This is a genomic window from Allorhizobium paknamense (assembly GCF_030815125.1).
Taxonomy (GTDB): domain Bacteria; phylum Pseudomonadota; class Alphaproteobacteria; order Rhizobiales; family Rhizobiaceae; genus Allorhizobium; species Allorhizobium paknamense.
On sequence record NZ_JAUSWH010000014.1, the window covers coordinates 111,158 to 130,375 of the forward strand.

Annotated in this window: 12 protein-coding genes; 6 read left to right on the forward strand and 6 right to left on the reverse strand. The window is 61.1% G+C overall.

The features are described 5' to 3' along the window. Positions 1-43 precede the first annotated feature (43 nt). Complete coding sequence (locus QO005_RS18665) at positions 44-4,801, reverse strand: NAD-glutamate dehydrogenase (RefSeq protein ID WP_307159575.1); 4,758 nt, start codon at positions 4,799-4,801, stop codon at positions 44-46. Positions 4,802-5,169: 368 nt separating this feature from the next. On the opposite strand from QO005_RS18665, the gene pdxY reads away from it, so the two are divergent. Both pdxY and QO005_RS18675 read left to right on the forward strand, forming a co-directional pair. Next, on the forward strand, positions 5,170-6,078 hold the full coding sequence (gene pdxY, locus QO005_RS18670) for a pyridoxal kinase PdxY (RefSeq protein WP_307159577.1): 909 nt from the start codon (positions 5,170-5,172) through the stop codon (positions 6,076-6,078). A gap of 8 nt (positions 6,079-6,086) precedes the next feature. Beyond that, positions 6,087-6,728 carry a carbonic anhydrase gene (locus QO005_RS18675; RefSeq protein WP_307159578.1) on the forward strand — a complete coding sequence of 214 codons (642 nt, stop codon included), beginning with the start codon at positions 6,087-6,089 and terminating at the stop codon, positions 6,726-6,728. 160 nt (positions 6,729-6,888) lie between these two features. Here QO005_RS18675 and holA read toward each other — a convergent pair whose 3' ends face one another. The 3 genes from holA to leuS are packed head-to-tail and all read right to left on the reverse strand — an operon-like array spanning position 6,889 to position 11,119. After that, complete coding sequence (holA, locus tag QO005_RS18680; protein ID WP_307159579.1) at positions 6,889-7,926, reverse strand: DNA polymerase III subunit delta; 1,038 nt, start codon at positions 7,924-7,926, stop codon at positions 6,889-6,891. A 57-nt stretch (positions 7,927-7,983) separates the two neighbouring features. Beyond that, the gene (gene lptE / locus QO005_RS18685) at positions 7,984-8,466 is read right to left on the reverse strand and encodes an LPS assembly lipoprotein LptE (RefSeq protein ID WP_307159613.1); all 483 of its coding nucleotides are present in this window, start codon (positions 8,464-8,466) and stop codon (positions 7,984-7,986) included. Positions 8,467-8,491: 25 nt separating this feature from the next. After that, complete coding sequence (gene leuS, locus QO005_RS18690; protein ID WP_307159580.1) at positions 8,492-11,119, reverse strand: leucine--tRNA ligase; 2,628 nt, start codon at positions 11,117-11,119, stop codon at positions 8,492-8,494. A 133-nt stretch (positions 11,120-11,252) separates the two neighbouring features. Here leuS and QO005_RS18695 point away from each other — a divergent pair, with 133 nt between their 5' ends. Together QO005_RS18695 and QO005_RS18700 are read left to right on the forward strand one after the other, a co-directional pair. Next, on the forward strand, positions 11,253-11,912 hold the full coding sequence (locus tag QO005_RS18695) for a YggS family pyridoxal phosphate-dependent enzyme (protein WP_307159581.1): 660 nt from the start codon (positions 11,253-11,255) through the stop codon (positions 11,910-11,912). 191 nt (positions 11,913-12,103) lie between these two features. After that, on the forward strand, positions 12,104-14,032 hold the full coding sequence (locus QO005_RS18700) for a propionyl-CoA synthetase (protein WP_307159582.1): 1,929 nt from the start codon (positions 12,104-12,106) through the stop codon (positions 14,030-14,032). Positions 14,033-14,074: 42 nt separating this feature from the next. Here QO005_RS18700 and QO005_RS18705 read toward each other — a convergent pair whose 3' ends face one another. Then, positions 14,075-14,911, reverse strand: coding sequence for an alpha/beta fold hydrolase (locus QO005_RS18705; protein ID WP_307159583.1), 837 nt, complete (start codon positions 14,909-14,911; stop codon positions 14,075-14,077). Between the two features lie 232 nt (positions 14,912-15,143). On the opposite strand from QO005_RS18705, the gene QO005_RS18710 reads away from it, so the two are divergent. Then, the gene (locus QO005_RS18710) at positions 15,144-16,055 is read left to right on the forward strand and encodes a LysR family transcriptional regulator (protein ID WP_307159584.1); all 912 of its coding nucleotides are present in this window, start codon (positions 15,144-15,146) and stop codon (positions 16,053-16,055) included. A gap of 115 nt (positions 16,056-16,170) precedes the next feature. On the opposite strand, the gene QO005_RS18715 is transcribed toward QO005_RS18710, so the two are convergent. Further along, the gene (locus tag QO005_RS18715; protein ID WP_307159585.1) at positions 16,171-16,866 is read right to left on the reverse strand and encodes a DUF1013 domain-containing protein; all 696 of its coding nucleotides are present in this window, start codon (positions 16,864-16,866) and stop codon (positions 16,171-16,173) included. Between the two features lie 258 nt (positions 16,867-17,124). Here QO005_RS18715 and acs point away from each other — a divergent pair, with 258 nt between their 5' ends. Then, entirely contained in the window at positions 17,125-19,080 is a 1,956-nt protein-coding gene (gene acs, locus QO005_RS18720; RefSeq protein WP_307159586.1) for an acetate--CoA ligase, read from the forward strand. Positions 19,081-19,218 lie beyond the last annotated feature (138 nt).

A 19,218-nucleotide genomic window follows, 5' to 3' on the forward strand; every position in this document is an offset into this window, starting at 1 on the left:
CCCTGCCGCCCAATTTGAAGGATGTGCGGCAGGGACATTGGCATTACGCCTTCACCTGCGCAACATCGGTGAGCAGGCTTGCGGCCACGGTAAAGCGCGAGAGCGTCGGATCGCCTTCACTGAGCGCAATCAACTCGCTGCCGAGACGATTGATCCTGAGCGCATCCGCCGCCCGCCATGCGGCCACGGCATCTTTTGCACCGCCATGCTCGGTGAGTGCGTTGACGACGATGGCGCGCCGGGCGGAGAGAATGAAGTCCAGGCTGCGCAGCAGTGCCAGACTGTCATAATGGTCATTGGTTGTGATCCGCTCCACCTGCGACAGCAGACGGCCAATGCGGAAGATCTGGGTGACGGAATGATAGCTTTCCGCCGCCTTCTGCAGCGAGGCCCCTGCCCGCTCGGCGACCGCCATGATATCCGGCACCACCGGCAGAGCCTTGAGATCGGCAATATCCCGCGCCAGATCTTCCGGCACACCCTTTTCCACCATGGCCGCGGCATCGGCGGCGATGGCGCCGGCGAAATCCTCCGGTGTCACGCTGCGGCTGATGCCACGATAGCTGCGAACCGCCGCCTTCACCTTTTTCACCGCCTCGCCGAGATCACCGGCGGCCACCGCCGTATCCACTGCAAGCTTGGTAAAGGCGCGGTAGACCGTTTCGATCCGCGCATAAAGGTCGTTCTGCACGTCACCGGAAATCTGCCCGTCCAAGGCATCGATCCGGTCCCAATAGGCGGGCAGATCCAGCCCGTCGCGGGTGACGAGTGCCGCCTTGACGATGACATCCGGCCGCGCGCCGGTGGCATCGGCCATGCGGACGATGAAGCCCGGCCCGCCACGGTTGATGACGTGATTGGCCAGAAGCGTGGCGATAATTTCCCGCCGCAGCCGGTGACCGGCAATATCGGCGGCGTGGGCCTTGCGCATTTTCTTCGGGAAATAGCTTTCCAGAATGGCGGCGCAATAAGGCTCGTCCGGCAGGCTGCTGTCCACCAGATCGTCGAAGAGGGAAATCTTCGCATAGGAGAGCAGCACGCCGATTTCCGCACGGGTCAATGCCTTGCCCGCCACGTAACGCTCGGCCAGCGCCGCATCGTCGGGCAGGGTCTCCACCTTGCGGTTCAGCCGGCCGGAGGTTTCCAGCACCGTCATCAGGCGGGAAAGGTCTTCCCGATTGGCTACACCCTGTCGTTCGGTAAGCGAAATCGCCAGCGATTGCAGATAGTTGTTGCGCAGCACCAGCTCCGCCACCTCATCGGTCATCGAGGCCAGCAGCTTGTTGCGGGCGGCCATGTCCAGCCTGCCGGACGTTACCGCCGTCGAAAGCGCGATCTTGATATTGACCTCCACGTCGGACGAATTGACGCCCGCCGAATTGTCGATGGCGTCGGAATTGCAACGCCCGCCCTTCAGGCCGAAGGCAATACGACCTTTCTGGGTGACGCCAAGATTGGCGCCCTCGCCGATCACCTTGGCGCGCACCTCGTCCGCCGTGACGCGGATGGCGTCATTGGCGCGGTCGCCCACCTCCAGATCGGTTTCGGAAATCGCCTTCACATAGGTGCCGATACCGCCGAACCACAGAAGATCGACATCGGCCTTCAAAATTGCCGTCATGATCTCGAACGGCGTCGCCACGGTCTTTTCAAGGCCGATGGCGGCGGCAGCTTCCTTCGTCAGCTTCACGGATTTTTCCGTGCGGGAGATGATCATTGCGCCCTTGGAGAGCGTCTTGCGATCGTAATCCTGCCAGCTCGAACGCGGCAGGGCGAACATGCGCCTGCGCTCGGCAAAGGATTTCTCCATGTCTGGATCGGGATCGATAAAGATATCGCGGTGATCGAAGGCGGCAATCAGCCGGATCTTGCGCGACAGCAGCATGCCGTTGCCGAACACGTCGCCGGACATGTCGCCTACGCCCACCACGCTGAAGGGCGTGGTCTGGATATCGACATTGATTTCCCGGAAATGCCGCTTCACCGCCTCCCAGGCGCCGCGCGCGGTAATGCCCATCTTCTTATGGTCATAGCCTGCCGAACCGCCGGAAGCGAAGGCATCGTCCAGCCAGAAGCCCGCCTCGCGCGCCAGACCGTTGGCGGTATCGGAGAAGGTGGCCGTGCCCTTGTCGGCGGCGACGACGAAATAGGGATCGTCGCCATCCAGCCGCACCGTATCGGCGGGTGCGATCACTTCGCCTTCGCGGATATTGTCGGTGATCGACAACAGGGTGCGGATATAGGTCATATAGGCTTCACGCCCCAGCCGCAGATACTCCTCGCGATTGGCGGGGCTTGGCAGCTGGCGCGGGTAGAAGCCGCCCTTGGCCCCCACCGGCACGATCACCGCATTCTTCACCTGCTGCGCCTTCACCAGGCCCAGTACTTCGGTGCGGTAATCCTGCGCACGATCCGACCAGCGCAGGCCACCGCGCGCCACCTTGCCGAAGCGCAGATGCACGCCCTCCACCTCCGTGCCGTAAACGAAGATTTCCCGGAAGGGACGCGGCTCGGGCAGGCCATCCAGCAATTGCGGATCGAACTTGAAGGCCAGCATCGGCTTGATGCGCTGACCATTGCCCTTCTGGAAGTAGTTGGTGCGCAAGGTGCTGTCGATGGCATTCTGGTAGCGGCGCAGAATGCGGTCTTCATCGAGGCTCGGAACGGCGGCCAGCGCCTCCTCGATCTCGCCGCGCAACTCCGAAAGCCGCTTCATCCGCGTCTTGTCTGAGAGTTTCGGATCGAAGGATTGCAGGAAGAGCCTGACGAGCAACGCGGCGATGGCCGGATATTTGCTGAGCGTTTCGGCCATGTAAGTGGCGGAGAAAACCAGGCCGCCTTGCCGGAGATAGGCTGCATAGGCCCGGAGTACCGCAACTTCAGCCACCGACAACCCGGCATTCAGCACCAGCCGGTTGAAGGCATCATTGTCCACCACGCCTGCAAAGGCGGCGAGGAAAGCCTCTTCCACGGCGGGCGCCTGATCCGTGAGACTGAAGCTGCCGCCAGCGCGCAGGCCAAGCTCCATATCATGCAGCACCACCCTTTGCGGCGCTCCGTTCCGTAAGGAGACAGCGAGATCGAAGGTACGTTCGCTGACGACGTTGAAGCCGAGATTTTCCAAAAGCGGCACACGCCGCGACAGCGGCAGATGCTCGCCCGCGTGGAAGACCTTGAGGTAAAGCGCCTGGCGCTCGCCATCCTGGCGCTGGTGGAAGGCAATGGACACGGAAGAGCCGTTCAGGCAATCGGAGACATGGGCGAGGTCCGCCACGGCCTCTTCCGGCGAAAACGCCTCTTCGAAGGCCTGGGTCACCATCAACTGCGGCGCGCCCTCGGGGGCCAGCGTGCGGAAACGGTCTTCCCAACGGGTGGTGATGGCCTTGACCGCCTCTTCCAGCCTTGCCTGCGGTATACGCGGGGTCTTGCCCTCCGAACGGCCAATGATGAAATGCACCCGCGCCACGCCGCCTTCCGGGAAGGCCGGATAATAGGCGGAGACGCGGCCGTCATAGGTCTCCTTGAAGTAATTGCCGATGCGCTCGCGGATCAAGGAGTTGTATTCCTCACGCGGCACGAAGACCAGCAGCGAGACGAAGCGGTCGAAATGGTCGATGCGCGGCAGCACCCGCACGCGAGGCCGCTCGGCTAGATCGATGATCTGCTCGCAGAAGCGCGCCAGAAGCTCGGCATCGATCTGGAAGAGATCGTCGCGCGGATAGGATTCCAGCGTGTTCTGCAGCAGGCGTCCGGAATGGCTGAGAGGATCGAAGCCGAAATGGCTGACCACCTTCTCCGCCTTGGCGCGCAGGAGCGGAATGTGATTGACCGAACCGGTATAGGCGGTGGCGGTAAACAGCCCGACGATACGCAGCTCGCCCACCACCTTGCCGTTCTCATCGAAGCGCTTGACGCCGACATAATCCATATAGGCGCGGCGATGCACCACGGATTTGACGTTGGCCTTGGTGACGATCAGATCATCGGGCCCCTGCAGGAAGGCCAGGATTTCCGGGGTGGTGGTCACCTGATGGCGGCCCTGGCGCAGCACCAGCACATCGGGATCGGAGAGAATGCCGAGGCCCCTGCCCTTGCCGCGCTCGACCGTCGCCTTCGGCCCTTCGCCGGAATAGACATATTCCCGCATGCCGAGGAAGGTGAAATTGTCGTTGCGCAGCCAATGCAGGAAGGCAAGCGATTCCTCCCGCTCCGTCTTGCGGCGCAGGGCTGGCTGGGCGGAAAGCTCGGCAATGGCGGTATCGAGAAGCGACAGCATGGGCTGCCAGTCGGTATAGGTCTTCTGCACTTGCGCGAGCACGGCGCGCAGCCGAGCGGCGAGCCCTTCCGCCTGCTCGGCCGAGAGTGGCGCCAGATGCAGCTGGATATAGCTGATGCGCTTGGCGGGATCGGTATCCTGCTCGGCCAGAACGAAGCTGTCGCCTTCCGCAACGAGGATGGGGTGAACGGCCAGATGAATATCACGGAATTGGCTCGTAACCTCGCCCATGACCGAGTCGTAGAGAAAGGGCTTGTTACGATCGACGATGGACAAGACACTGAGCGGACCGCTGGCGATGATGCCTTCGACCGGCTCGATGACGATCTGCGCGGTCTCGCCGTCCCAGCGGGCAAGATCCTGTCTGGCGCGCCGCGCCGCCTCTGCCAGCATGGCGGGCGTATAGCTTTGCAAATCATCATTGCTGGCCCGGCCAAAGAGCACTTCCGGGTCCACGCCGCCATTGCCATTGGAGCGGGCGTCGGCAAACAACTGCTCCCTTTTAACCCGCTTTGCTACCACCATTGTCAGCCTCCCCGACTGTCTGGATACCGTTCATAACTGTGAATGAACAATGCTTGCGAAACTCTATAGGTTTTTTTGCGAATCATGCATTTCGAGCCTGTTTTACGCTTTTCACCCGGGTTTGCGACCGAATTTGGCCGAAAATTTCGGAAATTTTTGTCGAACAGAAGCCAAAACGCGTCAAAATTCCGAAAAAATCACGAAAATGGGTCAGCCCCCATGACGCTTTCGACAGCCGCCGCAAAGACTGATATGCAAGCTGTCAAGAGGGTGACATGATTATTTTAGAAAGAAGGATGCCGAACCGCGGCACGAACGTCCAGCAGCCGGCAACCCATTGAGAACCTGTCCAAGGGAAAGCATTGTCCATGAGCACTGAAACGCGCGGCGGAGCCGTCATTTCCATTTCCAGCCATGTCATTCGCGGCTCCGTCGGCAACCGCGCCTCGGTCTTTGCGCTGGAAAGCCTCGGCTTTCCCGTCTGGTCGATGCCCACCGTCGTGCTGCCCTGGCATCCGGGGCACGGACGCTCGACGCGCATGGTCTTTCCCGACGATCTGTTCGAGAGTGCGGTGAACGATCTGATCGCGGCGCCCTGGGCGGGCGAAGTGAAGGCGGTGATGACCGGCTATTTCGGCGCTCCTGCCCAGCCAGCCGCCGTGGCCCGGCTGATCCGGCACCTGAAAGAGCGCAATCCGGACCTGATCTATCTCTGCGATCCGGTCATCGGCGATATGAGCGGCCTTTACGTGCCGGAGGCAACAGCCATTGCCATTCGCGATCACCTTCTGCCGCTTGCCAGCGTCGCCACGCCCAACCGGTTCGAATTCGCCTGGCTGACGGGAGAAACCTTTTCCGACAACAGCGCCATCATCAAGGCCGCCGCCAGGATCGGTCTGGATCGTCTGGTGGTGACCTCCGCCTTTCCGATGATGGCCAACAGCATCGGCAATCTGCTCATAGAAGGCAAGACAGCCGTGCTTGCCGAGCACCGCGCCGTGGACCGGGCGCCGAACGGGCTTGGCGATCTGTTTTCGGCGCTGTTTCTGGCGCATCTGATGGGCAAGCCGCAAGAGGAGGCGCTACGGCTTGCCAGTGCCAGCGTGTTCGAGATGCTGCAAAGGACGGTCAAGCGCCAGGGTGATGAATTGGCCCTGGAAAGCGAACGCGAAAGCCTGGTGGCACCTCTGGCCCCGGTCTCTCTCAGAAGGCTGGTGGTGCCGGGTCCACACCCCCGGGAAAGTCAGGAGATTGCCAAGCCTGCTGCATCGCGCTAATTCAGGCCATGCAAAATTTTCCAACCTCCCTTCTCACCGGTTATCGCAGCTTCATGACCGGCCGTTATGTCGATGAGCGGGACCGCTATCGCCATCTGGCCGAACAGGGACAGAAACCGCAGACCATGGTCGTCGCCTGTTGCGATTCGCGAGCGGCGCCGGAAACGATTTTCGATTGCGGGCCGGGGGAGCTTTTCGTCCTGCGCAACGTGGCCAACATGGTGCCGCCCTATGAGCCCGACGGCCAGTATCACTCCACCTCCGCCGCCCTGGAATTTGCCGTCCAGAGCCTGAAGGTAGAAGACATCATCATCATGGGGCATGGCCGCTGCGGCGGTATCCGTGCCGCGCTCGATCCCAATGCCGAGCCGCTGGCCCCCGGCGATTTCATTGGCAAGTGGATGAACCTCGTGCGCCCCGCCGCCGAGCAGATCCAGAATGCATCCGTTCTGACCGATACCGAACGCCAGACCGCCATGGAGCGGATCTCCATCCGCAATTCCATCGAAAATCTGAGAACCTTCCCCTATGTGCGGGCGCTGGAGGAAGAAGGAAAATTGAAGATCCACGGCGCCTGGTTCGACATTTCCAACGGCGAATTGTGGATCATGGACCCGGAAAGCCTGGATTTCAGGCGGCTTGATCCGTGAAATATTGCATAATGCGACCCGAGTGAAACGAGGATCGATAAAATTATGCACTACAGCGCCGTGCGTTTTATGAAACGCACAAAGGACGCTGTAAGACTTTAAATCTGCTGCATAATTTTATCCTTAAATCGATTCCGGTTTAAGGAATTATGCAGCAGGATTACCGGCTGCGGCGGGCTGATTGCAGCGTCACGGCCAGCAGCGTTTGCAGCGCAATCGTGTCTTCGAGGCTTGCCTGCCTGCGGGTGGAGAGAATGGCGCCTTGCAGGCGTTTCATTTCCTGGGCGAGCGCCTCGGACGTCCAGACGCGCAGTGCCTTTTCGATCAGCGGCTTGCGCTTGAAATGAATGCTTCGCCCCAGGGTCTGCATGACCTGGGCCGGTTGCAGTTTCTTTTCCTCGGCCTCCAGGCGCATCACGTCCAGTTGCTGGAACTGCCTGAGACAGGCCTGCAGAACAAGGAAAATCGGCGTCTTCGACGTGGTGATCTTCTGCACGGCATGCAGCAATTGATCGGCATTGCCCGAGAGAACCGCATCCACCGCCTCGTCGGTGGAGATGGCGCTGGCGTCGCCGATGATCGCCTCCACATGCGCCTCATCCACCACCGCCTCCTCCTGGCAATAGAGCAGCAGTTTGCTGATTTCATTGCGCGAGGCGCGGCGGTCGCCGCCGAGGCTTTCCAGGAGCAAGGCGCGCGCATCGGGCGTCAGTCGCTTGCCCGCTGCGGCAAATTCCGCATCGATCAGCGCATTCAGGGCCCGCGCATCGTCCTGATAGCAGGGGATGACGGCGACACTGCGCGCCTCGCCGGCCTTGCGGGTGGCGGAGGTCTTTTTCAGATCCCCGGCTTCGAGAATGAGATAGCTGCCCTCCGGGGGCGCTTCGGCAAGGATCTTCAGCCCGTCGGCCACGCCCTTCTCATTGGCGACACCCTTGACCCAGATGAGCTTTTCGCCACCGAACAGGCCGAAGGCATTCATCTCGTCCAGCAACCGCCCGGGATCGGACTGGATGTCGTGGCTATCCAGCTTGATGACGGAAAAAGGATCGTTGAGATCGACGCCAGTGGCTTTGGCAATCAGCGCGGCGCGCTCGGACACCAGACCGACATCCGGACCGTAAATGAGAAACAGCCGGTAATGCCGGGCGGAGGATTTCAGGAATCCATCGAATTCATGGGACTTGATTTCGGACATGCCGTGCCTCACCCATGGTGGCGGCCAGTTTTCGCAAAAATGGCCGCCGCTTCCGGCTTACTTTGAAAGGATGGCGGCAAGATCCGCCGTGATCAACTCGGCCAATTCCTGGGCGGCGCGGTTTTCGCCGTCACGCTTGGCGCGCAGCTTGGCGAATTCCTGCGAGGGGAAATCCACCAGCGCCACCGCCTGACGATGGGCGATGCGCAGGATGGAACCATCCGAGGCCTTCTTCAGCGTGTAATCGGCGCTGACCACGACGCGACCGGCCGTCGCCTTGTCGGAGGTGCGGTCATAGAGCACGTCCTGCGTTTCGGCCTGGACGTTCAGGTCCACCAGATACTCCGGATGCGCCGGTTCGCCCTGGCCACCGGCCGCCAGGAAGATCAGGCGATTGCGGACTTCCTGACCGACGCGGTCCTTGGCGGCGGAAAAGGAAATCGAGGCGAGCATGCGGCGCGTGCCTTTGTCCTCGCTGTAGAGCGGGCGCACCTGGCATCCGGCGGCGACAGAGAGAAGGCCGAAAGATGCCAGCAGCATGGAGCGGCGGGTCAGGTTGGAGCGGTCAGACGACAATGTTCACAATCCTTTGCGGAACCACGATAATCTTCTTCGGACTCTGGCCTTGCAGAATGGCCTGCACGGCCTCCAGACCCAGCACCGCTTCCTGCACGGTATTCTGATCCGCGTCGCGGCTGATTGTCAATTCCGCACGCTTCTTGCCATTGATCTGGATGGGAAGCGTCACGTCGTTTTCCGCCACCAGTTCCGGATCGAAGGCAGGCCAGGACGCCTTGGCGACGATGCCGTCCTTGCCGAGCGCTGCCCAGCATTCCTCCGCCAGATGCGGCGTCATCGGCGCGATGATCTGGATGAGGATTTCCGTGGCATCGCGAACGGCAGCGGTGAAGGCGGCATCTGTCTTGCCGGCGGCAACCTGCGTCAGCGGATTGGCCAGGGCATTGACGAATTCATAGATGCGCGCCACGGCCTTGTTGAAGGCGAGCTTGTCGAGATCGCCCTGCACGGCGGCCAACGTCTTGTGCGCGACCTGCGAAATCGCCCTGCCCTCACCTTCCCTGGCGGGAGCGGCGGCCACGGAGTTCAACGCCTCCGCTGCTTCCGACACCAGACGCCAGACGCGCTGGACGAAGCGATGCGCGCCTTCGACGCCCGCTTCCGACCAGATCACGTCACGGTCCGGCGGAGAGTCGGACAATACGAAAAAGCGGGCGGTATCGGCGCCGTAGGAGCCGAGAATGTCATCGGGATCGACGACATTCTTCTTGGACTTGGACATCTTCTCGATGGAGCCGATGGCCACTTCCTCGCCGGTGGTCAGCAGATAGGCCTTGCGGACCCCCTCCACTTCCTCGATGCGGATATCGGCAGGGGCAACCCATTGCGCCGTCAGCCCCTCGCCCAGACGATAGGTTTCATGCACCACCATGCCTTGAGTGAACAGGCCCTTGAAGGGCTCGCTCATGTTGACATGGCCGGTTTCACGCATGGCGCGGGTGAAGAAACGCGAATAGAGCAGGTGCAGGATCGCATGCTCGATACCGCCGATATACTGGTCCACCGGCAGCCAGCGATTGGCCACCGCCGGGTCCGTCGGGTTGTCTTCCCAGGGCGCGGTGAAGCGGGTGTAATACCAGCTGGAATCCACGAACGTATCCATGGTGTCCGTCTCACGACGGGCGGGCTTGCCGCAGCAGGGGCAGTTGACGTGCCGCCAGGTGGCATGGCGGTCCAGCGGGTTGCCGGGCACATCGAAGGTCACGTCATCCGGCAATTTCACCGGCAGGTCCTTCTTCGGCACCGGCACCACGCCGCAGACTTCGCAATGAATGACCGGGATGGGGCAGCCCCAATAGCGCTGGCGCGAAATGCCCCAGTCACGCAGGCGGAAGTTCACCTTGCGCTCACCGACCGGCTCGTTGCCGAGGGTCATTGCCGTCAGCCTGTTCGCCACGGCCTCAAAGGCTTCCGTAGTGGTCATGCCATCGAGGAAGCGGGAATTGATCATCACGCCGTCGCCGTCATAGGCGGTATCGCCCACGGTGAAGCTTGCGGCATCGCCATCCTTCGGCATGACGACCGGCACCACCGGCAGATCGTATTTGCGGGCGAAATCCAGGTCGCGCTGGTCGCCGGAGGGGCAGCCGAAGATCGCGCCCGTGCCGTAATCCATCAGCACGAAATTGGCGACATAGACCGGCAGCTCCCAGGACGGGTCCAGCGGATGGCGAACCTTGATGCCGGTATCGATCCCCTTCTTCTCCGCGGTTTCGAGGGCGGCGAGCGAGGTTCCGGCACGGCGGCATTCATCGCAGAACTCGGCGACAGCCTGATTGCCTTCGGAGACAGCCTTGGCCAGCGGATGATCGGCGGCAATCGCCAGGAAGGAGGCGCCAAACAGCGTATCGGGCCGGGTGGTATAGACCTTCACATCGGTAAAGCCCGCCGGGGCATGGCCCGCCACTTCCCAGCGCACGGTCAGCCCTTCCGAACGGCCGATCCAGTTCTTCTGCATCAGCCGCACTTTTTCCGGCCACTGGTCCAGCGTGTCCAGTGCGTCAAGCAGGTCCTGGGCAAAATCGGTGATCTTGAAGAACCACTGCGTCAGTTCGCGCTGCTCCACCAGCGCGCCGGAGCGCCAGCCACGGCCATCGATGACCTGTTCATTGGCCAGCACCGTCTGGTCCACCGGGTCCCAGTTGACCTTGGACTGCTTGCGGTAGACGAGGCCCTTCTCCATCATGTCGATGAACAGCGCCTGCTGGCGGTGGTAATACTCAACGTCGCAGGTGGCAAACTCCCGCGACCAGTCCAGCGACAGCCCCATGGACTTCAACTGGCTGCGCATGGTGGCAATGTTCTGGTAGGTCCAGTCCTTGGGGTGGACCTTGTTCTGCATGGCGGCATTTTCGGCGGGCATGCCGAAAGCATCCCAGCCCATGGGATGCAGAACATTATAGCCGCGGGCGCGTTTGTACCGGGCGACGACATCGCCCATGGCGTAGTTGCGCACATGGCCCATGTGGATGCGCCCCGACGGGTAGGGGAACATCTCAAGCACGTAATATTTCTCGCGCGGATCGCTGTTATCGGTTTCGAAAACCTTGGCCTCGGCCCATTTTTCCTGCCAGCGAGGTTCCGCATCGCGCGGATTGTAACGTTCTGTGCTCATGGGAATGCGTGTCCGGACTGCTTTATCGATGAGGCTGGACCTTCACCATGAAAAGCAGGAAGCGTCAAGCTTTGCGGGGCTTGCCTTTTCATGTCGCTGCCGCAAAAAGGAAGCAAAAGGAACGGGTGTGACCATGAGCATTGAAGAAAGACTGGACGAGGTAAAGGCAAAAATCCGGCTGGCGGAGGAGGAAGCAAACCGCGATCCCGGCTCCGTGGAGCTGGTGGCCGTGTCCAAGACCTTCGACGCGGACACCATTCGCCCTACCCTCGTCCATGGCCAGCGCGTCTTCGGCGAAAACCGCGTGCAGGAAGCGCAGGGCAAATGGCCTGAGCTGAAAGCCGCGTTCGATGGCGTGGAACTGCATCTGATCGGCCCGCTGCAATCCAACAAGGCAGCCGATGCCGTGGCGCTTTTCGATGTGATCGAGACGGTGGACCGCGAAAAGATTGCCCGGGCGCTTTCCGAGGAAATGCTGAAGCAGGGCCGGCATCCGAAGCTTTATGTGCAGGTCAACACCGGCAACGAGCCGCAAAAGGCGGGCATCGCACCGGAAGAGACGGTGGCTTTCGTGGGCCTCTGCCGCAATGATCTCGGCCTTTCCATCGAAGGGCTGATGTGCATTCCGCCGGTGGATGAAAATCCCGGCCCGCATTTTGCGCTGCTGGAAAAGCTGGCGCGGGAATGCGGCCTCGACAAACTCTCCATGGGCATGTCCGGCGACTATGAAACGGCGGTGGCCTTCGGCGCGACCAGCGTGCGGGTGGGATCGGCGATTTTCGGCAGCCGCTGACGGCTGTTGTTCCCGAGGCTCATTTTCAATGACCCTTGGGAGAGGCCCCATGCTTTCGTCGGGCTTCTGATGTTCCGCGCACTCCGCTACCATTATCCTCAAGCATGTCGCGCAAAAGTGTGTAGCGGTTTTGCGATAACGACATGCGTTAAAACAAGAACCTAGAGGTGGAAGCGTGGTGGGAGGATCATGTGGAGAGCCGTTATCATCAGACCTATCAGGCCTTTCAGGCCGATGCAGAGCAGTTTTGGGCCAATGAAGCCCGGCGCATAGACTGGTTCAAGGAGCCAGAGCAGGCCTTTGCGCCGGAGCTTGGCGTTTACGGACAGTGGTTTCAGGGCGGAGAAACCAATGCCTGCCACAATGCCATCGACCGCCACATCGCCGCCGGTCGCGGCGCGGAAACCGCAATCCTTTACGACAGCCCGGTGAGCGGCAGGAAGCAGCGCTTTACCTATGACGAGGCGCTGGCCGAGATTACCGCCATCGCCGCCGTGCTTCTCAGCCACGGTGTGAGCAAGGGAGACCGGATCATCCTCTACATGCCGATGATCCCGCAGGCGGTGTTTTCCATGCTGGCCTGCGCGCGGATCGGGGCGGTGCATTCGGTGGTGTTCGGTGGCTTCGCCGCCAGCGAGCTCGCCACCCGTATCGATGATTCCAGGGCGAAGGCAGTGATTTCCGCCAGTTGCGGGCTGGAGCCGGGGCGGATCGTGCCCTATAAGCCGCTGCTCGACCAGGCCATCGATATGGCCAGCCATAAACCGGATGTGTGTTTCGTGCTGCAACGGGACGAACTGCATGCAGCGCTTCGCTACAGCCATGGCGATTGCGATCTGGGGCAGGCGATCGAGCATGAAAAGGCGCTGGGCACGGCAGTCCCCTGCACAGCGGTCGCGGCAACCAATCCGCTCTATATCCTCTACACCTCCGGTACGACCGGCCAGCCCAAAGGCGTGGTGCGCGATACCGGCGGCTATCTGGTGGCGCTGGCCTGGACCATGGAGGCACATTATGGCATGCGTCCCGGCGAGGTCTTCTGGACCGCCTCGGATATCGGCTGGGTGGTCGGGCATTCCTATATTGTCTATGGGCCGCTGATCGCCGGAAACACCACCATCATCTATGAGGGCAAGCCGGTGGGAACTCCGGATGCGGGTGCCTTCTGGCGCGTGGTCGAGGAGTATGACGTCAAGGCGCTGTTCACCGCCCCCACCGCCTTCCGCGCCATTCGCCGGGAAGACCCGGAGGGAGAGTTCATCCGCACCCATAATCTTTCCGGGCTTCGCGCTCTGTTCCTCGCTGGCGAAAGAGCCGATCCGGAAACGTTGAAATGGGCGGAAAGACAGCTTGGCGTTCCGGTGATCGATCATTGGTGGCAGACGGAAACTGGCTGGGCGATTGCGGGCAATCCGCTGGGTCTCGGGGCGCTGCCCGTCAAGCACGGTTCGCCCTCGGTCCCGATGCCCGGCTACCGGCTGGAGGTGCTGGATGATGCAGGCCATGCCGTTGCAGCGGGGACGCTGGGCAATCTGGTGGTAAAGCTGCCGCTGCCGCCCGGCTGCCTGGTCAGCTTCTGGAATGCCGACCAGCGGTTTCGCGATGCCTGTCTCAGCGAGTTTCCCGGCTATTACAAGACCGCAGATGCGGGGCTGATCGATGAGGACGGCTATGTCTTCGTCATGGCGCGGACCGATGACATCATCAATTGCGCCGGGCACAGGCTTTCTACCGGGGCCATGGAGGAAGTCTGCGCCATGCATCCCGATGTGGCGGAATGCGCGGTGATCGGCGTTGCCGATGCGCTGAAGGGACAAGTGCCCTGCGGCTTCGTGGTGCTGAAACGCAATGTCACGCGGGATGCGCAAATCCTGTCGCGGGAGATCATCCAGCTGGTGCGGGATGAAATCGGCCCGGTGGCGGCCTTCAAGACGGTGATGGTGGTGGAACGCCTGCCCAAGACCCGGTCTGGCAAGATCCTGCGCGGCACCATGCAGAAAATTGCCGATGGCCTGCCGTGGAAAATGCCCGCCACCATAGACGATCCGGCTATCCTGGACGAGATCAGCCTTGTTCTCAGCCAGCACGGCCATGGAAACACCTGCCCCGCCGTGGCCTGAAGACGGTGGCGGCGGCTTTCAAGCCCCCGCCACGTCCCGTGGTCAGCCCTTGATAAAGGCCAGAAGATCGGCATTCAGCACATCGGCATTGACGGTCAGCATGCCGTGCGAGAAGCCCGGATAGGTCTTCAGCGTCCCGTTCTTCAGAAGCTTGACCGACTTGTGAGCCGATGCGGCAATGGGAACGATCTGGTCGTCTTCGCCATGGAGAACAAGCGTAGCGACGGAAATCGCCCTCAGGTCTTCGGTCTGATCGGTCTCGGAGAAGGCCTTGATGCCATCATAGTGAGCCTTTGCCCCACCCATCATGCCCTGGCGCCACCAATTCTGGATCACGCCCTCCTGAACCGTGGCGCCATCGCGATTGAAGCCGTAGAAGGGACCTGCCGGAACATCGCGGAAAAACTGCGCACGGTTGGCCGCCAGGGCGGACCGGAAACCGTCAAACACTTCCATCGGCAAGCCTTCAGGGTTGGAGGCCGTCTTCAGCATGATCGGTGGAACGGCAGAGACCAGAACAGCCTTGGCGGTACGGCCCGAGGGCTCGCCATGCTTTGCGACATACCGGGCAACTTCGCCGCCGCCTGTCGAGTGACCAATATGGACCGCATTCTTCAGATCCAGCGCTTCGACCACGGCAAAGGCATCGGCGGCGTAATGGTCCATGTCATGCCCTTCCGAAACCTGGGCGGAACGGCCATGGCCACGGCGGTCATGAGCAACGACGCGGAACCCCTTGGAGAGGAAGAACAGCATCTGCGCATCCCAGTCATCGGACGAAAGCGGCCAGCCATGGTGGAACATGATCGGCTGGGCATCCTTCGGACCCCAGTCCTTGTAGAAAATCTCAACGCCGTCTTTGGTGGTGACATAGGCCATTATCGTATCTCCTTGAGGAATGGGTCAACGCATCCGGCGCGGCCCGATGGGAATGGAACGGTGTACTGAGAGGAAAGTCCGAGGCCGGCTTTTTGTTGCGGCGGGTTGCGTCCTCTCCCTCTATGGGATGACCGGAAGATGCGCGCCGAGAGCAAAAACAACAATCGCAATAATAATTGCGACTGAATTGAATTTTATGCAACAATAACCCGTGTCGCGCGGAGGGCAGGTTATGAACGATTATCGGGCGCTGAAAATCTTTCTGGCGGCGGCGGAAACGTTGAACTTTGCGCAGGTGGCGCGAGGAATCGGCATGACCCCGGCAGCCGTCACCCGGGCCATTGCCGCGCTGGAGGAGGATCTCGGCGTCCAGCTTTTCGTGCGCACCACACGGCAGGTTTCGCTGACGACGGAGGGCGCGGTCTTTGCGGCCCAGATCACCCCCGCCATCAAGGCGCTGGATGGCGCACGCCAGGAGTTGATGAACACCCACAAGGCGGACCAGGGACGGCTGCGCATCAGCGCTCCCACCTGGTTTGGCAAGACGATGCTGCCGCCTATCCTTGCAGATTTTGCCCGGCAATTTCCCCGGATCAGCTTCGAGATTTCCTTGAGTGACGGGCTGATCGATATTCTGGAGGGGGATTATGACCTGACAATCCGCATCTCATCGACCCCTTCCGACAAATTCACCATCTGGCGGAAAATCTGCCGGATCAAGCGCATTCTCGTGGCCGCGCCAAACAGCCGTTTTCCCACGGTCGACCATCCTGGCGATCTGAAACCGGAGGATTGCCTGGCCTATAGCAGCGAAAGCCGCCGGGAAAGCTGGCAGCTTTCCGACGGCCATGCAACCGTGACACTCCCCGCCGGGGCCGCTTTCAGCAGCAATCAGGGCGATCTTCTGGCGGAAATGGCAGCGGAAAGCTTCGGGGTCGCTTTACTGCCGGAATTTCATGTGGCCCGGCAGATTGCTGAGGGGCGGCTTGTGCAGATCCTTCCCGGCTGGTCACCGCCGGACCTGTGGTTGACGCTCTATTATCCGCCCTATCAGGCATTGCCGCCACGCATCGCCAGTTTCTCCCGCTTTCTGGAGACGGCGGTGAACAAGGCGCTTTTCAGCCTCGAAACAGGATCTGGCTGACAAACGCAAAACGGCGAGGAAGCCTCCTCGCCGTCGCTCTCAGGGGTTGTTTACAGGCATTCCGGAGGGAAGACCGGTCTCCCCTTTTCCTGGAACTGCAAACTGGCTGCGACGATCAGTATTGATCGTCGTCCTCGTCCTTCGGACGGTCGGATTTCAGCGATTGCAGCTTGGCGAAGACGGCATTGGCGTCGATTTCCTTTTCCTCTTCGGCATAGAAATCGAGATGCTCCGTCTCGGAGGCCGCGTGCAGGGTTGCACCCAGTTCAGCCGCCGTAGGCAGCGGGCGGCCCTTGGAGGCCTTTTCCACTTCCATGTCGAGATCGATCTGGCTGCAGAGGCCGAGCGTAACCGGGTCCATCGGCGTCAGATTGGCGGAGTTCCAGTGGGTGCGCTCACGAATCTGCTCGATCGTTGCCTTGGTGGTGCCGACGAGGCGGGAAATCTGCGCATCCTTCAGTTCCGGATGATTGCGCACCAGCCAGAGAATGGCATTGGGCCGGTCCTGACGCTTGGAAACCGGCGTGTAACGCGGGCCGCGGCGCTTGCTGTCGGGCACGCGTACCTTCGGCTCGGAAATCTTCAGCCGGTAATGAATGTCCTTCTCGCCCCGGGCGATCTCGTCGCGGGAAAGCTGGCCGGTGGCGATGGGATCGAGACCCTTGATACCCTGGGCGGATTCGCCATCGGCAATGGCCTTCACCTCAAGCGGGTGAAGTTTGCAGAAGGTGGCGATCTGGTCGAAGGACAGCGCCGTGTTGTCAACCAGCCATACGGCCGTTGCCTTGGGCATGAGCAATGTCTGGGCCATGGAATTTACAATCCTTCTCTGCGCCCCGCGCCGGTTGTCGCGGGCCGTGGATTTAACCACAATTTCCGGGAATTCAGCGACCATATACTCCGACTGTCGCTAAATTGCAATTCTTTACGATTCAAATGACCTTCGTCTAATTGCCGCCGCCGTCCAAGCTGATATGAATCAGCGAGATACGCGGAAAGAGGAGTTCCGCGCACCGCCGCAGCTCAGGCATTTGCGGCGGCGGATGACGCGTTTGCAAGGAGGATCCGAATGTCTGCCAAGACCTATCCCGTTCTCAAATCGGCCAAGGCACAGGCGCTGATCGACGCCGACAAATACCTGAAATGGTATGAGGAGAGCATCGAGGACCCGGAAAAGTTCTGGATGAAGCACGGCAGACGGATCGACTGGTTCAAGCCCTATACCAAGGCCAAGAATACCAGCTTCAAGGGCAAGGTTTCGATCAAATGGTTCGAGGACGGCGTGACCAACGTCTCCTACAATTGCATCGACCGCCACCTGAAGACCCATGGCGAGCGAACCGCCATCATCTGGGAGGGCGACAACCCCTATATCGACAAGAAAATCACCTATAACCAGCTTTACGAAAACGTCTGCCGCCTCGCCAATGTGATGAAAGCCCATGGCGTCAAGAAGGGCGATCGCGTCACCATCTACATGCCGATGATCCCGGAAGCGGCCTACGCCATGCTGGCCTGCGCCCGGATCGGCGCGGTGCATTCCGTGGTGTTCGGCGGCTTTTCGCCGGAAGCGCTGGCAGGGCGTATCGTCGACTGCGAATCCACCTTCGTCATCACCTGCGATGAGGGCGTGCGCGGCGGCAAGCCCGTGCCGCTCAAGGAAAATACCGATGTCGCCATCGACATCGCCGCCAAGCAATATGTCATCGTCAACAAGGTGCTGGTCGTGCGCCGCACCGGCGGCAAGGTGGGCTGGGCGCCGGGCCGCGACTACTGGTACCACCAGGAAATCGCCAAGGTGAAACCAGACTGCCCGCCGGTCAAGATGCGTGCCGAAGACCCGCTGTTCATTCTTTACACCTCCGGCTCCACCGGCAAGCCGAAGGGCGTGCTGCACACCACCGGCGGCTATCTCGTCTATGCCTCGATGACGCATGAATATGTCTTCGATTACAAGGATGGAGAGATCTACTGGTGTACCGCCGATGTCGGCTGGGTCACCGGCCATTCCTACATCGTCTACGGGCCGCTCGCCAATTGCGCGACGACGCTGATGTTCGAAGGCGTGCCGAATTTCCCCGACCAGGGCCGGTTCTGGGAGGTGATCGACAAGCACAAGGTCAATATCTTCTACACGGCCCCCACCGCCATCCGCTCGCTGATGGGCGCGGGCGACGACTTCGTCAAACGCTCTTCACGTTCGTCGCTGCGGCTGATGGGCTCGGTCGGCGAGCCGATCAATCCGGAAGCCTGGGAGTGGTATTACAATGTCGTGGGCGATCAGCGCTGCCCCATTGTCGATACGTGGTGGCAGACGGAAACCGGCGGCATTCTCATCACGCCCCTGCCCGGCGCCACCGACCTCAAGCCCGGCTCGGCCACGCGCCCCTTCTTCGGCGTCAAACCGCAGCTAGTGGACAATGAGGGCAAGGTGCTTGAGGGCGCGACCGACGGCAATCTCTGCATCACGGATAGCTGGCCGGGGCAGGCGCGCACGATCTATGGCGATCACAGCCGGTTCGTGCAGACCTATTTCTCCACCTACAAGGGCAAATATTTCACCGGCGACGGCTGCCGCCGCGATGAGGACGGTTACTACTGGATCACCGGCCGCGTCGATGACGTGCTGAACGTCTCCGGCCACCGCCTCGGCACCGCGGAGGTGGAATCCGCGCTGGTTTCGCATCACCTCGTTTCCGAGGCTGCCGTGGTCGGCTATCCGCACCCGATCAAGGGGCAGGGCATCTACTGCTATGTCACGCTGATGGCAGGCCAGGAAGGCACGGATGATCTGCGCCAGACGCTGGTAAAACATGTGCGCTCCGAAATCGGGCCGATTGCCGCCCCGGACAAGATCCAGTTCGCGCCGGGCCTGCCCAAGACGCGCTCAGGCAAGATCATGCGCCGCATCCTGCGCAAGATCGCCGAGGACGATTTCGGCTCGCTGGGGGATACGTCGACGCTGGCCGATCCGGCTGTGGTGGACGACCTGATCGCCAACCGCCAGAACAAGGCCCCGGCATAAGAAACATGGCGTCACATTCCCGCTCTTCACCCTTTTTGGAGGGTGAAGAGCCGCTTTTGCCTCTGCCACTGCAAAAGTCCTCGCAAAAACCCTATATAGAGAGCTTGCGGGATGCACAGGGCTCGACTTCTCTGTAAA

Coding starts and splice junctions, on each gene's coding strand:
- QO005_RS18665 (WP_307159575.1), bottom strand. CDS start 4,801: ATGGTGGTAGCAAAGCGGGTTAAAAGGGAGCAGTTGTTTGCCGACGCC.
- pdxY (WP_307159577.1), top strand. CDS start 5,170: ATGAGCACTGAAACGCGCGGCGGAGCCGTCATTTCCATTTCCAGCCAT.
- QO005_RS18675 (WP_307159578.1), top strand. CDS start 6,087: ATGCAAAATTTTCCAACCTCCCTTCTCACCGGTTATCGCAGCTTCATG.
- holA (WP_307159579.1), bottom strand. CDS start 7,926: ATGTCCGAAATCAAGTCCCATGAATTCGATGGATTCCTGAAATCCTCC.
- lptE (WP_307159613.1), bottom strand. CDS start 8,466: ATGCTGCTGGCATCTTTCGGCCTTCTCTCTGTCGCCGCCGGATGCCAG.
- leuS (WP_307159580.1), bottom strand. CDS start 11,119: ATGAGCACAGAACGTTACAATCCGCGCGATGCGGAACCTCGCTGGCAG.
- QO005_RS18695 (WP_307159581.1), top strand. CDS start 11,253: ATGAGCATTGAAGAAAGACTGGACGAGGTAAAGGCAAAAATCCGGCTG.
- QO005_RS18705 (WP_307159583.1), bottom strand. CDS start 14,911: ATGGCCTATGTCACCACCAAAGACGGCGTTGAGATTTTCTACAAGGAC.
- QO005_RS18710 (WP_307159584.1), top strand. CDS start 15,144: ATGAACGATTATCGGGCGCTGAAAATCTTTCTGGCGGCGGCGGAAACG.
- QO005_RS18715 (WP_307159585.1), bottom strand. CDS start 16,866: ATGGCCCAGACATTGCTCATGCCCAAGGCAACGGCCGTATGGCTGGTT.
- acs (WP_307159586.1), top strand. CDS start 17,125: ATGTCTGCCAAGACCTATCCCGTTCTCAAATCGGCCAAGGCACAGGCG.